This window comes from Azoarcus indigens (assembly GCF_004361735.1).
GTDB lineage: Bacteria > Pseudomonadota > Gammaproteobacteria > Burkholderiales > Rhodocyclaceae > Azoarcus > Azoarcus indigens.
In genome coordinates, this window is sequence record NZ_SNVV01000034.1 from 24,326 (window position 1) to 38,838 (window position 14,513).

At 63.7% G+C, this 14,513-nt stretch carries 11 protein-coding genes and 1 tRNA gene; 3 read left to right on the forward strand and 9 right to left on the reverse strand.

Features of this window, described 5'->3' with window-relative positions:
- Positions 1-51: 51 nt before the first annotated feature.
- Together C7389_RS23290 and C7389_RS23295 are read left to right on the forward strand one after the other, a co-directional pair.
- The gene (locus tag C7389_RS23290; RefSeq protein WP_133595060.1) at positions 52-2,115 is read left to right on the forward strand and encodes a site-specific recombinase; all 2,064 of its coding nucleotides are present in this window, start codon (positions 52-54) and stop codon (positions 2,113-2,115) included.
- Positions 2,116-2,127: 12 nt separating this feature from the next.
- Positions 2,128-2,202, forward strand: a tRNA-Arg gene (locus tag C7389_RS23295).
- Positions 2,203-2,318: 116 nt separating this feature from the next.
- Here the strand turns inward: C7389_RS23295 and C7389_RS25915 are convergent.
- The 9 genes from C7389_RS25915 to C7389_RS23335 all read right to left on the reverse strand — a co-directional run bounded on the left by C7389_RS25915 (position 2,319) and on the right by C7389_RS23335 (position 13,717).
- Entirely contained in the window at positions 2,319-2,567 is a 249-nt protein-coding gene (locus C7389_RS25915; protein WP_211168515.1) for a manganese catalase family protein, read from the reverse strand.
- 49 nt (positions 2,568-2,616) lie between these two features.
- On the reverse strand, positions 2,617-2,790 hold the full coding sequence (locus C7389_RS25780; protein ID WP_211168514.1) for a manganese catalase family protein: 174 nt from the start codon (positions 2,788-2,790) through the stop codon (positions 2,617-2,619).
- 154 nt (positions 2,791-2,944) lie between these two features.
- Positions 2,945-3,664, reverse strand: coding sequence for a S1 family peptidase (locus C7389_RS23305; RefSeq protein WP_246034948.1), 720 nt, complete (start codon positions 3,662-3,664; stop codon positions 2,945-2,947).
- Between the two features lie 59 nt (positions 3,665-3,723).
- The gene (locus C7389_RS23310; RefSeq protein ID WP_133595062.1) at positions 3,724-4,638 is read right to left on the reverse strand and encodes a lytic transglycosylase domain-containing protein; all 915 of its coding nucleotides are present in this window, start codon (positions 4,636-4,638) and stop codon (positions 3,724-3,726) included.
- Positions 4,639-4,680: 42 nt separating this feature from the next.
- Entirely contained in the window at positions 4,681-5,961 is a 1,281-nt protein-coding gene (locus C7389_RS23315) for a nucleotide sugar dehydrogenase (protein ID WP_133595063.1), read from the reverse strand.
- Positions 5,962-6,007: 46 nt separating this feature from the next.
- Positions 6,008-8,818, reverse strand: coding sequence for an XrtA/PEP-CTERM system TPR-repeat protein PrsT (gene prsT / locus C7389_RS23320; RefSeq protein WP_133595064.1), 2,811 nt, complete (start codon positions 8,816-8,818; stop codon positions 6,008-6,010).
- 2 nt (positions 8,819-8,820) lie between these two features.
- Positions 8,821-10,179: a PEP-CTERM-box response regulator transcription factor gene (gene prsR / locus C7389_RS23325; protein ID WP_133595065.1), complete on the reverse strand. Its 1,359-nt coding sequence runs from the start codon at positions 10,177-10,179 to the stop codon at positions 8,821-8,823.
- Positions 10,169-12,250, reverse strand: a complete 2,082-nt coding sequence (prsK, locus tag C7389_RS23330) for an XrtA/PEP-CTERM system histidine kinase PrsK (protein ID WP_133595066.1) — start codon at positions 12,248-12,250, stop codon at positions 10,169-10,171. Before prsK ends, prsR begins: the two co-directional genes overlap by 11 nt.
- An 81-nt stretch (positions 12,251-12,331) precedes the next feature.
- Positions 12,332-13,717, reverse strand: coding sequence for a TIGR03013 family XrtA/PEP-CTERM system glycosyltransferase (locus C7389_RS23335; protein WP_133595067.1), 1,386 nt, complete (start codon positions 13,715-13,717; stop codon positions 12,332-12,334).
- A 390-nt stretch (positions 13,718-14,107) separates the two neighbouring features.
- Here C7389_RS23335 and C7389_RS23340 point away from each other — a divergent pair.
- A partial coding sequence (locus C7389_RS23340; RefSeq protein ID WP_133595068.1) for a MaoC family dehydratase occupies positions 14,108-14,513 on the forward strand: 406 nt, incomplete at its 3' end.

Below are 14,513 nucleotides of genomic sequence, written 5' to 3' on the forward strand. Positions count from 1 at the left end.
GGCAGCAAGGCCCAGCGGCGCAACGCGGACGCGGCTATGTAGAGGATACGAATGGAAGAACTGTTGTCGGAATTCAAGGTGGCCGAGGGGGACCAGATTGCCCCCTGGGTCCGCCTGGTGGACCACCTGCGGCCGCGCCGTGCCAGCCGGCCGGACGAAGCGGCGGAGAAGCTGCGCGCCCTCACCCACCTGCTGTCCCGCCGGCCTGACCTGGCGGAACCGATGTGCGAAGCGCTGCTGCGGCTGTTCCGTGAGCGCAAACAGGTTTCGCTTTACGTGTCATCCGGCCTGCTGCCCTCCACCGGCTTCTTCTCCGAGACCGCCAGACGGATTGCCGACCGGGTGCTGCCCAATGTGATCGATACCGCCTACATGAAAGACGTGCTGGCGGCGGTCTTTCACCGCAGCGACGACGAGTTGTGGGTCAATGCCCTCAGCGACGAGCTGTGGCTGGACTTCCTGCAGACGCTGCTGACCGCGCCCAAGTCGCCGTCCCCTGCGTCCGGAGAACGGGAACTGCCGCCGGTCATGGACGAACTCATCGAAGCGTTACGGGTGCTGTCCTTCCACGTCTCCGCCATCGGGCTGGACCCGGAGTTGGTACGGGTGGAACCCGACCTGGAGGAGTACGAATCCCCCTTCCTCGCCCAGAACGCGGAGCTGCTGGCCTACCTCGACCAGTACCGTGACCATTGGCGCCGCATCACCACCGAGCCGGCCGACGGCAAGCACCTGCGCGTCATGCTCGACCAGTGCGACGAAGTCCTACAGCGGGTACGCCGCCGGGCGACCAAGCTGGGCACCAGCCTCACCCTCACCTTCAAGCTGGAGCGCCTGCGCCAACATCTGGAGCGCATCGCCGAATTGCTGCGCCTGCTGGACACCCTGCGCGAGCAAGAGGACATCCGCGGCGCCCTGCCGCGCATCATTCCACTGTTCAAGGCGCTGGTCCGCGCCGAGTGCCGGCGCAACCGGCTGTCGGACTACTGGGGCCAGAACGTGGAGTTGCTATCGCTACGGATGACCGAAAGCGCCAGCAAGACCGGCGAGCGCTACATCACCGCCACCCGCGGCGAGTACTTCGGCATGATGGGTTCGGCTGCGCTGGGCGGTGTCATCATCGCCTGCATGGCCGCGCTCAAGATCGTGTTCAGCCGCCAGGGCATGGCGCCACTGAACGAGGCGCTGGCCTTCTGCCTCAACTACGGCCTGGGTTTCGTGCTCATCCACATGGTGGGCGGCACCGTTGCCACCAAGCAGCCGGCGATGACCGCCAACGCCATCGCCGCCTCCATCGGCGAAGCCCGCGGCAAGAGCCGCGACCTGGAGAATCTCGCCGACCTCATCGCCCGCACGGTGCGCAGCCAGATCGCCGCCATCCTCGGCAACGTCGGCATTGCCATTCCGCTGGCGATCTGCCTCGGCCTGCTCATCCAGGCCATGACCGGCGAGCCTTTCGTCGATACGGAGAAAGCCAGCCACCTGCTGCATGACGCCGACCCACGCAGCGGCGCGCTGTTCTTCGCCGCCGTGGCCGGCGTATGCCTCTTCCTCTCCGGCCTGATTGCCGGCTATTACGACAACCTCTCCGCCTACAACCGCATCCCAGAACGCCTGCGGCAGTTGCGCAGACCGCGCCGCCTGTTGGGCGAAGCCCGCATGGAGCGCATCGCGCGTTACGTGGAGAACAACCTCGGCGCGTTGGCTGGCAACTTCTTCTTCGGCTTCCTGCTCGGCGGCGCCACCGCGCTGGGCATGCTGTTCGGCCTGCCGCTGGACATCCGCCACATCGCCTTCTCCTCGGCCTACGTGGGCTACGCGGCTGCCGGCAGCGAATTCACGCTGCCATTGCAGACAGTGGGCATCGCCCTGCTGGGCGTATTGCTGATCGGGGTGGTCAACCTGACGGTGAGCTTCGCCCTGACCCTGAATGTGGCGATGCGCGCCCGCCACATCACCTTCGCCCAGCGCCGCACCCTGGGCCGCCTGCTGCTCAAGCGCGTGCTCACCCGCCCGCAGGACTTCCTGCTGCCCCCGCGGAGCCGAGCCAAACCGAGCGAGCCCACGGAAAGCACCACCGCCGACCCGCTTGGACCGCAGCCGCCAAAAGGCTAGAATGCCGCCCGCCTCTCCGTAGTTCAATGGATAGAACGAGCGCCTCCTAAGCGCTAGATCTGGGTTCGATTCCCGGCGGGGGGACCAAGACAAGGCGCCAGCAACGGTGCAACTTCTGAAGGCGCCAGCCGACATCGCCCTAGGGGCACCCCACTTTCGGGGGAAATGCAGGATTCGACTCGCCAGCAGCCGCTCGGCAGCCACTACATCGTTCCGGCGACTCCCGCCTCTCGCATTCCTTCGCAGCTAGAGCCCCTGCACAAGGAAGCAGCCCTGTCCTCCAGGGAAGCGCATGGCCCGTCAGCAAGGCCGCGCTGCGGCGCTGGCCCGCGGGAACGGCAGAACCGACCTTCGGTGAGGTTGATCAGGCGTTCGTAGATGATCTTGGCCTGGGCCTCGGCAGCGATGTTCGAACGCAGGTCACAGGCGGGATCGCCCAGGGATCGGTGCAAGTCGCAGTCCAGGGTACGCCGGCGGAATTCATCAGGACGCCCCGGCGCCCTACAGCACCTGGGTCACATGGCCGTTGTCGCCGGCCATGATGGAGCGATAGAGCTCGCCCTCCTCCTCGGTCACCTCCACAAACTTGCCCTTGGCCCGTTTGTTGGGCATGACCACGACGCTACCGATGGCCTCGAACTGGGACAGCTCTTCGGTGGCGATATCCATCAGCATGCCCTTCCGTCCCCGAGTCATCCTCCGCCCCTGCGGCTCCAAGACTTACCGGAAGGTGGCAAGAACTGCACGAAAACGGGGCTGCCGCGGAGCGAGGCGGCAAGGGAAAGCCACTCCACCCGGCACGGAGGCTGCACCAGGGCCCCCCGGCGATCTACTTCGCGCTATCCAGCAGCGCTCTCAGATGTTCCACCGGTATCGCATAGGTGATGCCAGACGGGTCGCTCAACACGCTTTCTTTGGTGGATTTGACGAACACCATGTTCACTACGCCGACTACCGCGCCCGACTCCGGGTCGAACAGTGGGCTGCCGCTGTTTCCGGGATAGGCGGTGGCATCCAGTTGATAGACGCGGAAAACGTCACCGGAGAGGCGGCGGATCAATGCCGGATTCAGCGCCCGGGAATTGGCCTGCGGAATGCCGATAGGGGTGATGGCCGAGACGATGCCGCGGTGGGTCACCGGCGTCATGCCCAGCACATTGCCGATGGGAAAGCCGGTGAAGGCGATCTCCTGCCCTTCGCGCACCGAATGCTCAGGCGCGAGTGGCAAGGCGGGCAGCGCCTCGCCATCCATGCGCAGCAGCGCAAGGTCGGCATTGCGGTCCACCGCCACGCGGGACGCCGGCCGCATATGGCTCACCTGCTCATCCCCCGGCAGCACGACGACCAGCATTTCCATCTGTTCGGTGGCCAGCTTCTCCGGCAGCACATGCTCGTTGGTGGCAATCAGGCGGCCATTGCCCACGGCAAAGCCAGTGCCGAGAAAGCGGAAGGCCGGGCTGCGCGTGCGTTGATAGGTGCCCACCCCGACGACCGAGGCCTTGATACGCGGAATCGCATCCACCAGATCCGCGCGCACCGGCTGCGTCAAGAAGCCTGACAGCAGCACCCCGGCCCCGAGAAGCAGGGCCCGTCGCCGAACACTGTTGATCAAAGCGTATCCCCGGCAACCAGGACGGCAGGAAAGGCGGCACTAGGTGCGACGACCCTGGCGTCGTAGGGATGGCGTTGGTGACGGACGAAACTCAGGATGCGTTGCACGTACATTTTCGTTTCCGGATAGGGTGGCACGCCCCGGTACTTGTCCACCGCACCCTCCCCTGCGTTGTAGCCGGCCGCGACCAAGGCGATGTCGCCGCGAAAGTAGGCCAGCAACCAGCGCAGGTAGGCCAACCCTCCCTTGATGTTCTCCTCCGCGTCGTACGGCCGCTTCACATTGAAGCGCTCCGCCGTCTCCGGGATGAGCTGCATGACGCCCATCGCGCTCTTGGGCGACAGCGCGGCGGGATTCAGGTTGGACTCGGTGAGCGCGATCGCCAGTGCGAAGCGCGGCTGTATCCCGTATTCGCCAGCATGCTGCACTAGCAAGCGGGCAATCCGCTGCCGCTCCAGCGGCAAAGCGTCGATGACGTCATCGACACGTGATTCGGCCAGCAGCAGCTCCGGCGGCGTCAGCAAGCAGTCTGGTGTCGCGCCGGTGTACGGCCCGGTGAAGCGCATCAGGCGCTCGGACTGGGTATTGCCCAGGAAGGCCGCCATGGCGAACAGCGTGCCGGCGTACTCGTCGTTCCGCTCCAGCCCGCGCCCGTTGGCGTACATCCAGCCCAGTGCATGCATTGCCTCCGCATCGCCCAGCCGGGCCGCCTCGCAATACAGCGCAGCGGCACGCGAAGCATCGCGGGGCATGCCTTCGCCATGCTCGTAACGGACGGCAAGGTCGGCGAGATAACGCGCGTGCAGGGCAAAGGCCTTGGCGATGGCTTCGTCGTCTGCCGCACAGCCGGATTGCAGCCAGAGCGCGAGGGCGGCACCGCCAAAGGCAAGCCGCCACTTGCGTCTATCCATGCAGTTCCAGCCCATGAGCCTGGACGCGCGCGACAGACCGGATCAGAGCCGCCAGACCACGGCACCTTCGGCCGCGAGCACTGCGGGATCGTAGGAGGACTTCACGTCGGTGAACACGCCGCCGGGCTTCAGCTTCGCCAACAGCTCCTTCACGGGCATCTCCAGGTAGGCCTGATGCGAAACCGCTGCCACGATCGCATCCGCCACCGGCAGCGCATCCCACTCGACCAGGTTCACGCCATACTCGTGCACCGCCTCCGGAGCCTCGGCGACCGCGTCGTGCACGTGAACCTTGCAGCCGTAGCTTTCCAGTTCATGGATCACGTCGATGACCTTGCTGTTGCGCAGGTCGGGGCAGTTCTCCTTGAAGGTCAGCCCCAGCACGATGACATTGGCGCCCTTGATGCTGGAGCCGGCGGCGATCATCTGCTTCACCGTCTGCTCCGCCACGAACTTGCCCATGCCGTCGTTGATGCGGCGGCCGGCGAGAATCACCTGGGGGTGATAGCCCAGCATTTCCGCCTTGTGGGTCAGGTAGTAAGGATCGACGCCTATGCAGTGGCCACCGACGAGGCCGGGGCGGAAGGGCAGGAAGTTCCACTTGGTGCCGGCGGCCTTCAGCACTTCAAGGGTGTCGATGCCGATGCGGTGGAAGATCACCGACAGCTCGTTCATCAGCGCGATGTTGAGGTCGCGCTGGGTGTTCTCGATGACCTTGGCGGCCTCGGCGACCTTGATCGAGCTCGCCGGATAGACGCCGGCGGTGATGACCGCGCCGTAGGTCTCCTGCACCTTCGCCAGAGTCTCCGGCGTATCGCCGGAAACCACCTTGACGATGCGGGTGACAGTGCGCTCCTTGTCACCAGGATTGATCCGCTCCGGCGAGTAGCCGACGAAGAAGTCCTTCTTCCAGGTCAGCCCCGACTCCCGCTCGATGATGGGGATGCAGACCTCCTCGGTCGCGCCCGGATAAACGGTGGACTCGAAGACGACGATGGCGCCTTTCTTCAGGTTGCGTCCCACCGTTTCGGAGGACTTCACCAGCGGCGTGAAATCGGGCTGGTGCGCTTCGTCCACCGGCGTCGGCACCGCCACGATGAGGAAGTCCGCATCGCGGAGCACGGTCGGATCGGTGTGGCAGGAGAGTTGGGTGGCCGCCTTCAGGTCCTCACTGCTGACTTCGCCGGTGGGATCGACGAAATCCCGGTAGGCGGCAACCTTCTCCACCGAGAGGTCGAACCCCAGCGTCTTGAACTTCTTACCGAACTCCACGGCGAGCGGCAGGCCGACGTAACCCAGACCGATGACGGCAATGGTGGTCATGACAACAATCCTTTCAAAGCAATAGGCGTTATTCGTTGATCTGCGATCAGAGCGTCTTGGCCAGCTCCCGCGCTTCGGCCTGCAGGGGCGAGCCGTCCTTGGCAGTGGCCAGCAAGGTATCGATTTCTTTCTTCGCCTCGTCCTTGCGACCAACCTTCGCATAGGCCTTCGCCAGGTTCAGCCGCAGCTGAGCCAGATCCGGCGCCAAGGAAACCGCCTTGGCCAGCTTGGCGATGCCGGCATCCTGCTTGCCGACATTGATCTCGATGTTGCCGACCGTGTCCAGCACCACCGGGTTGTTCGGCTCGGCGGCCAGGGCCCGCTCCGCATAAGCCAGCGCGGCCGGGTCCTTGATCTCGTTAGCCACCCAAGCGAGGTTGTTCAGAATCAGGACGTTGTCCGGCGCCACTTCCAGCATGCTCTTGAAGTGCCTCGCTGCTTCGGCATAACGGCGCTCGGACAAGGCGGTTTCACCCAGGTAGCCCAGCACGGTGAGGTCGCGCGGGTGAGTGGCAAGCCAGGCGGAGGTGACCTTGTCCGCCTCCGCCTTCCGGCCTGCGCGGCTCAGCGCGGAATGCAGCTTGTTCACCACTTCCGCACTCTGGCCCTGATCGAAAGCACGGCGATACGCGGCCGCAGCCTCGGTCCACTGGTTTGCGCTCATGCGCACGTCGCCTTCCAGCAAGTAACCCAGCGGGTTGTCGGCATGCTGTTGCTGCATGCGCTTGGTCTGCGCCAAGGCGCCTTCCTGGTTACCGCTCTGCAGGCGCAGGGTAACCAGGCGCTGGGAAGCGAGCACGTGATCGCGCTGGATCGCGAGCGCACGTTGCAGGCTTTGTTCCGCCCCTGTCAGATCGCCTGCCAGGCGCTGGGCCTCGGCCAGGTCCACCAAGGGACCGGGGGCCTGCTGCTGCAGCGAAACCAGCTTGGTGAAAGAGGAGATGGCCTGCTGCCGGTCGCCCGCGGCCAGTTGGGTGTGCGCCAGGACCTCCAACGCGGGGACATCGGCCGGGTTGGCCGTGACCGCGGTCTGGGCAATGCCCAGCGCCTTGTTCGGCTGCTGCATCCGCAAATGCTGCTGGATCAGGGCGATCTTCGGCCCGGTCGCGGCCGGCGCCACCGCGGCGGCCTTTTCCAGCGTGGCGAGCACTTCTGCCGCCGGCGAGCCGGTAGAGCGCTGCACCTCCGCGAGCGCGACCAAAGCGTCGCTGTTACGCGGCTCCTGGGCGATAAGCTTCTCGTAGCGCGCCTTCGCTTCCGCCGGCTTCTTGTCCAGCAGGTCGAGCCGGACGAGGTTGGTGATCGCCGGCAGGTAGCTGGGTTGTATGGACACCGCCTTCTCGAAAGCCTGCCGGGCCTCGGCAAAGTCCTTCTTGGCCAGGAAGACGCCGCCCTTCAGGTTGTAGGTCTGCGGGTTGTTCGGCTCCTTGCGCTCCAGTTCCTTCTGCGCCACCAGCGCCTTGTCGTACTCGCCACGCCGCATGTGGGCGAACACCAGCGCCAGGTCCGCCTGGGCGGTGCTCTGATCGAGGCTGGAAGCCGCCTCCAGATCCGCGAAGGCGCCGTCGGTATCGCCACCCGCCATCTTCGCAACCCCCAGGCGGGCCCGGTTGGTCGCGTCGTTCGGCGATTTGGAAACTGCCCGGCTGAGGTAGGACTCGGCGGCGTCGAAATCGCCATTGGCGAGATAGACCTGCCCGGCCAGCGCCATCAGGCTGGCGTCCTCGCTCTGCTGCGCCTGCTGCAGCAAGGGCTGCAGGGCCTCCAGCGCCCGCGCGGACTCGCCGGAACCGAGGTAAGAAGCCACCAGCAGCCGGCGCGCCAGCGGCTGCTGAGGCGCCCGCTCCAGCACCTTGTTGAGGTGCGGACGGGCGGCAATATAGTCGTTCAACCGGACCAGGACGCTGCCGGCGAGCAGGTGGGCCGGCAGGTAATCCGGCGTGCCCTTGAGAACCAGCTGGACGCCGTTTCTCGCCTCTTGGAAACGGCCTTCACGGAAATCGACGAAGGCCTGCAGGTAGCGGGTGGACGGGTGGGCCGGTGCGGCCTTCTTCATCGCCGCCAGCCTTTCCTTGGCCTCGTCCAGCTTGTTCATGCTGAGCAACAGCGAAACCAGTCTGAAGTGATAGGAAAGCGCGCTGGGCCGGGCTGCAACTGCGGCATCCAGAGCCGCCACCGCCTCATCCGGGCGTCGCTCCGCGAGCCAGGTCTCGGCCAGCAAAGCATGCGCCTCCGGGGCGCCGGGCTCCTGCTTGGCAACGGTTTCGGCCTCAGCCCTGGCGCCGACGATGTCGCCACCGGCCAGCCGCGTCCGCCCGAGGCCAATGCGCGCCGGATAGACCGAGGCATCCGCCGCCAGAGCGGCTTCATATGCGTTCCTGGCCGCGGCGATATCGCCCTTGGCCATGCGGGCATCGCCGACGGCGGCAAGCAGGCGGGCCTGAGCGCCGGCCTCGGGCAGCTTGCGCTCGCCGTAGCTCTTCAGCACGCCGTCGAAATCACCGCTGCGCAACAAGGCTCTTGCCAGCTCCGGCGCCACCGCATCGGAGGAGTAGCCCAGTTCCTCGGCGCGCTTCAACTCTTTCACTGCAGCGAAAGCATCGCCCTGCTCCAGATAGACCTTGCCGAGCAGATAGCGGGCTTCTGCCAGATCTGCGTCCTCCAGCAGCGCATTCTTCAGCTGGATGCCCGCCGCGTTGTAGTCCTTCTTCTCAAGGTAAGTCTTGGCCGAAGCAACCATGGCCTGCGGGTCGTCCCCGCACCCCGCCAGCAAGGCCACCGAGAGGCAAGCCGCGGCGACGGCACCGCCGAGCGAGGGATGCCTGCGCAGGGCACGCCCGGAACGTTGCGAACGCATGCTCAACTCTCCTTCTTCAAACCGAAGCGATTCATGAGGTCATAAAGCGACGGCCGGCTGATGCCCAGCACCTCGGCCGCCTTGACGATGTTGCCATTGGTCCGCGCCAGCGCACGCACCACCGCGCGCCGCTCCGCCTCGTCGCGGACGTGACGCAGATTCAGATGCTCCAGGTCCTCTTCAGCAGAAGCCAGGCCGAGGTCATCCGCGGTGACGCGATTCTCGTCGGCCATGATGACCGCCCGCTTCAGGCAATTCTCGAGCTCACGCACATTGCCCGGCCAGGGATGCGCCTCTATGGCCGCGAGCGCATCTTCGGCCAGGTGCAGCGTGCCGCGGCCGTTCTCCTTGGCGAAGCGCTGGACGAAGGCGTGCGCCAGCAGCATTGCGTCGCCCTCGCGCTCCCGCAGGGGCGGAATGTCGATGACGATCTCCGCCAGGCGGTAATAGAGGTCTTCACGGAAAGCACCGGCCTGTATCTGGGCCTTGAGATCGCGGTGGGTGGCGCACACCACCCGGACATTCACCGGAATTTCCTCCCGTCCGCCGATGCGCTCCACCACCCGCTCCTGCAGGAAGCGCAGCAGTTTGGCCTGCAGCGGCATCGGCAGATCACCAATTTCATCGAGGAACAGCGTGCCCTTGTTGGCGGTTTCGATCTTCCCAGGGGTTTGCTTCACTGCACCGGTGAAGGCGCCTTTCTCGTAGCCGAACAGTTCGCTTTCAAGCAGCGTCTCAGGAATGGCCGCGCAGTTGATGGCGACGAAACGCTCCTTGGCCCGCGGAGAAAGCGCATGCAGCCCACGAGCCAGCACTTCCTTGCCGGTACCGCTTTCGCCGAGCAGGGCCACGGTAACGGAGGCCGAGGCCACCTTCTCCACCGTGCGGCACACCTTGAGCATCATCGGATCGCGCGTCAGCAGGCCAGCGAGCGCGCTTCCCTGGTGGGCCTTCAACCGCACATTCTCCTGCTGCAGGTCGTAGAGCCGGAAAGCGCGCTCTATCGTCAGCGTCAGCAGTTCTGGCTCGAAGGGCTTGGCAAAGAAATCGTAGGCTCCCATGCCCACCGCACGCACCGCGTTCTCGCGGTCGTGCTGCCCGGTAAGCACGATGACGCGGGTATCCGGTGCCAGCGCGAGGATCTCGCCAAGCAGGCGGAAGCCCTCGGTAACGTCGTCGGGCGCCGGCGGCAACCCGAGGTCCATGGTGACGACAGCCGGCTCATGCCTGCGCAGTTGGGCCAGCGCGCTCTCGCGATCGTCGGCGACGACCGTCTCGAACGCATCGAAGGCCCACCTCATCTGCTTCTGCAGCGCCGGGTCATCCTCGATGATCAACAGCGTGCGAGGCTTATCCGACATGTTTCTCCGCTCCGTCCTTCCCGGCCCCAGCGTGGCGCGCGGCCGGCAAATCGATGGTCACCCGCGTGCCGCGCCCTTCTTCGCTGTCGAAGTGGATGGCCCCGCCCAGTTCGGTGATGTATTGCTGGGTTTCGTAGACGCCGATCCCCATCCCGCTTGCCTTGGTCGTCTGAAACGGCCTCGCCAGCCGCTCCCGCAGGAAGGCGGCCGACATGCCACAACCGCTGTCCTCTACGACCACGCGCACCCGGTCCGCATGACCGGTATTCAGCCGGATCGACACCTTACCATCCTCCGGCGTAGCGTCCAGGGCATTTTGTACCAAGTGCCCTACCACCCGCTCCAGCCGCTCAGGATGGGCAATCACCTCGGCCGAGCCCGCCCCTTCCCTATGCACCTCAACTGGCGGCAGCAAGGCCCGCTTAACCTGCTTGACATGCTCCGCCATGGTGGCGAGATCCACCACCTTTGCAGGGTCGATGGAGCGCTTTTCCTGCAGCTGTGTCATCAAGGTGCGCATGCGAGACTCAACATGGGCAACCGTCTCCAGCATGTCCTCCTGGAAGGCCGGATTGTGCTTGTGGCGCTCCGCATTCTTCAGCATCAGTGAAAGCTGCGCGACCAGATTCTTCAGGTCATGCACGACGAAGGCCGACATGCGGTTGAAGGACTCGAACTTCCTTGCCTCCAGCAAGGCTTCCGCAGCCTGCATCCGCTCCAGGTAACTGGCTGCCTGGCGCTGGGCGGTCTTCAGCAGATCGAGAACCTCCCAGTCAATTTCGAACCGCGCCCGCGGAGCGTTCAGAACCACGAATCCGACCAAGCCACTGGTGCTCTTCAGCGGGATCACCAACCAGGCATCCGCGATCGAAGAGAGCCAATCGGGCAAGACCAGCCCTTGGTACTGCATGCGTCTGCTTCGATACTCCTCCAGGTCGATCACCCAGGTCCGCTCATCCAGAAAGCGGCAGAGAGGCGAGTCCGCCGACTCTATCGCCGCCGACACCGCCAGGTTGAGCCGGGAATGCATCAGGTAACGCCCGTTTCCGTCCCTCAACCACAGCCCACCGCCCGGGCTCTCCACCAGGTCTGAGAGCGCCTTGATCACCGTCTGTCCCAGGTCCAGCCCATCACCGGCCGAAGATATGGCCTGTGTAAATCTCAGCCATTCGTTCCGGTAGTCGTAGCGGTAGGGGAAGAGGTGCTTGTTAAGGAACACTCGCAACCGGGCGCGCTGCGCACCAGAGAAGACGAAGACGCCTAGCAACACCAGACCGGCAAACAGCAAGGTCAACTGCAGCGCCCGCCCCCAGTCCCCCCCAAAGTAGCGAACGTAGTAGCCCGCCGCCGCGATGACCAGGAGATAGACGCCCGTGCCGACCAGAGCGGTCGAGTGGAAGACCATCTCCCTCGACATCGACATCCGTAAGGTCCAGGCCGGATTGCGCGTCGCCGACAGGGCAACCAGGGGAATCAGTAGCGCGTGGGCAACCCCTCGTACGGCCCAGACATCAGGATCCAGGCGGCTGAAGAGGAAACCGTCCGCGAAGAGGTAGAGATCGAACATGAAGCCCGCGCCAAGCGCGAGGCACAGTGGCTTGAATCCCCAGCGGGACTCCGACGGCAGCGCCCTGAACAACTGCTCGACAAGCACCAGACCAAGAATGGCCTGCATGAGAAAAGTCGCGATGGAGAGGCCGACCACGCTCTCCGCAGGCAGCAGGTCCACCATACCAGCCGCGATCACTAGCAGCTGGGCAGAGATCACCCCCGCAGCAGCCAGGAACGGCCACTTTGTCCGGCCTGCGCCAAGGGGGCGCAGAAGAACCAGTATGAAGGCGAACCAGGCGGCGCCCCTCGCGATATCCAGCAATCGCACCAGTTCGAATAACCATGCCGCCGATGTATGGGCAACGAAGCCGCTGGCAGCGGCCCAGATGCAGGACACCACCACTGCCAATATCAGCAGACCGCCCGGCCTTCCCCCCCGCCATGCGAAAAACAGGTAGAGACCGAAGCATAGATAAGTGAAAGCGGAGAGCCCGTAGCCCCAGATTGCTACCTCCGCCACTTTCCCCTCCGGCAACCCTATCTTGTTACATCTAAGGCATCGGTACGCTCACCGTGCCAGCACCTTATTCTCGACAGACGCTTAATGCGCCCCTTCACCCGTCAGCACAACCCGCACCGTTTCAAACAACACCAGGGTGTCCAGTACGAGAGTGTGATTCTTCACATAGTAGAGGTCGTACTGCAACTTCTGGATTGCATCATCTACCGAAGATCCATACTGGTAACGCACCTGCGCCCATCCGGTGACGCCCGGCTTGACGCAATGGCGGACCGCGTAGAACGGAATTTCCTTGGCCAACTGATCGACGAAGTAAGGCCGCTCAGGCCGCGGCCCGACCAGGCTCATATCGCCGACGAACACGTTGAACAGTTGGGGCAGTTCATCGATTCGCAACTTGCGGATGACTCGCCCTACGCGCGTCGCCCGATCATCGTTGGAAGATGCCCAGCGCGGCTTGCCATCCTTCTCGGCGTCGGTACGCATGCTCCTGAACTTGATCACACGAAAAACACGGCCCCCGAATCCCACCCGCTCCTGGCGATAGAAAATAGGAGCTCCATCCTCGATCAGAATAAACAAGGCCGTCACCAGCATGATCGGAAAGGTCAGTACGAGAAGCAGGGTCGCCGCAGCCAGATCAAAACAGCGCTTCACGATGGTTCGCCCTACCCCCTGCCTGAAACCATCTCCATAGATCAGCCAACTTGCTCGCAAGGAGTCGACCCGAACCTGCCCTTGTACGCGCTCGAAGAAGGAAGAGAGATCGATTACCTGCACCCCAGAGAGCTTGCAGTCCAGAAGCTCGTGCAAAGGCAGGACGCCTCCTCTCCGCTCCCTCAGCGCCACAATGATCTCGTTGACCCTGTTCTTGCGCACAACATCTAGAAGACGCTCTCCCCGCCCTAGAACCTTGCGGGCGTCGACCTCGATCGCGTCCTCACCGCTGGGAGAGAAAAAACCCACGATCTCCATGCCGCTCTGGACCGGGTGCGTGAGCGCCCGCTGCACGGCAACTGCATCCGTCCCGGTCCCGATGATCAGCACTCTAGGCGCAAAGAGTGAAGAAGCCCGACGGCGGTTTACCAGTCCCCGCATTGAAAGCACAAAGCCTAACAACAGCAACACGGAGACCTGCATCGCCTCGGAAGCAACCCCCTCCCATGGGAGCAGACCGAAAATACCGTAGGCAACCGGGATGCTTACAACGATGGACAGCAATACCCTGGTCAACGCGTTCTTGTGCGATTCGCTCGCCAACGGGCGGTATAAACCCATCGCGGAATTGAGGATCACCATGAGCAGAGCGAACGACAGTGCTGACGGCACAACCGTGTACCACTGCACCATCTCCGTGTTCAGCTGCATGACCACAGCTACCAGGACAGCAACGAACAGCAAGAAGGCATCGAAGAGGATCTGCTGAAGCGTGTGGGAGGGGAAGTAGTGGCTGAAGACTTTCAGCATGGTTTTCCTCGTTTTGCGGCGGCGCACAACGCAGATATCGACTACAGATATCTGCATGCACAAGCCATTCTTAGCCCAGAGACCCACACCTTACTGGAATAAAAGCAACAGTTACGTTAAACCGGTCACGGTGATCACGACGCCATTACACGACAGACGAACCAGAGAATAACTGATTGATTTTTATGGAGTTAGAGTCTTGGCGAGACATGAAAGGCGGCAATGATAGCACAGCTGCATTGCCCCTCTACCCGACAATCTCTCACCTTCCCTCCGTTCTTGCAAAGCTTGATACGCCGCAAAATGAGTGAGAACAAAACCAGTATGATGAGCCGCGGTGCCGCATGCCTTTTCGCATGCCCCCATTCACAATTCATGAGGACGCCTCCCATGCCGCAGAGTACCCGCGACTTCACCGAGCTCTATGGTTTCCAGTTTGAAGAGCTCTCCATCGGGCAGACCGCCGTATCCTCACGTACCGTGACCGACGCCGACCTACTTCTCTTCTCCGGCGTATCTGGCGACACCAACCCCGTCCATCTCGACTCAGAATTTGCAGCCGCGAGCATGTTCAAGGAGCGGATTGCTCATGGCATGTTGTCAGCCGCGTTCATCTCCGCGGTTTTTGGAACCAAACTGCCCGGCCCGGGCTGCATCTATCTGTCCCAGAACCTGAAATTCAAGGCTCCTGTGAAGATCGGCTCGACGGTGGTAACGCGGGTGACGGTGCAGAGCCTGCAGGCGGAGAAGCGGCGAGCGGTGTTTCTGACGGAATGCCGGGTAGGGGAAACGGTGG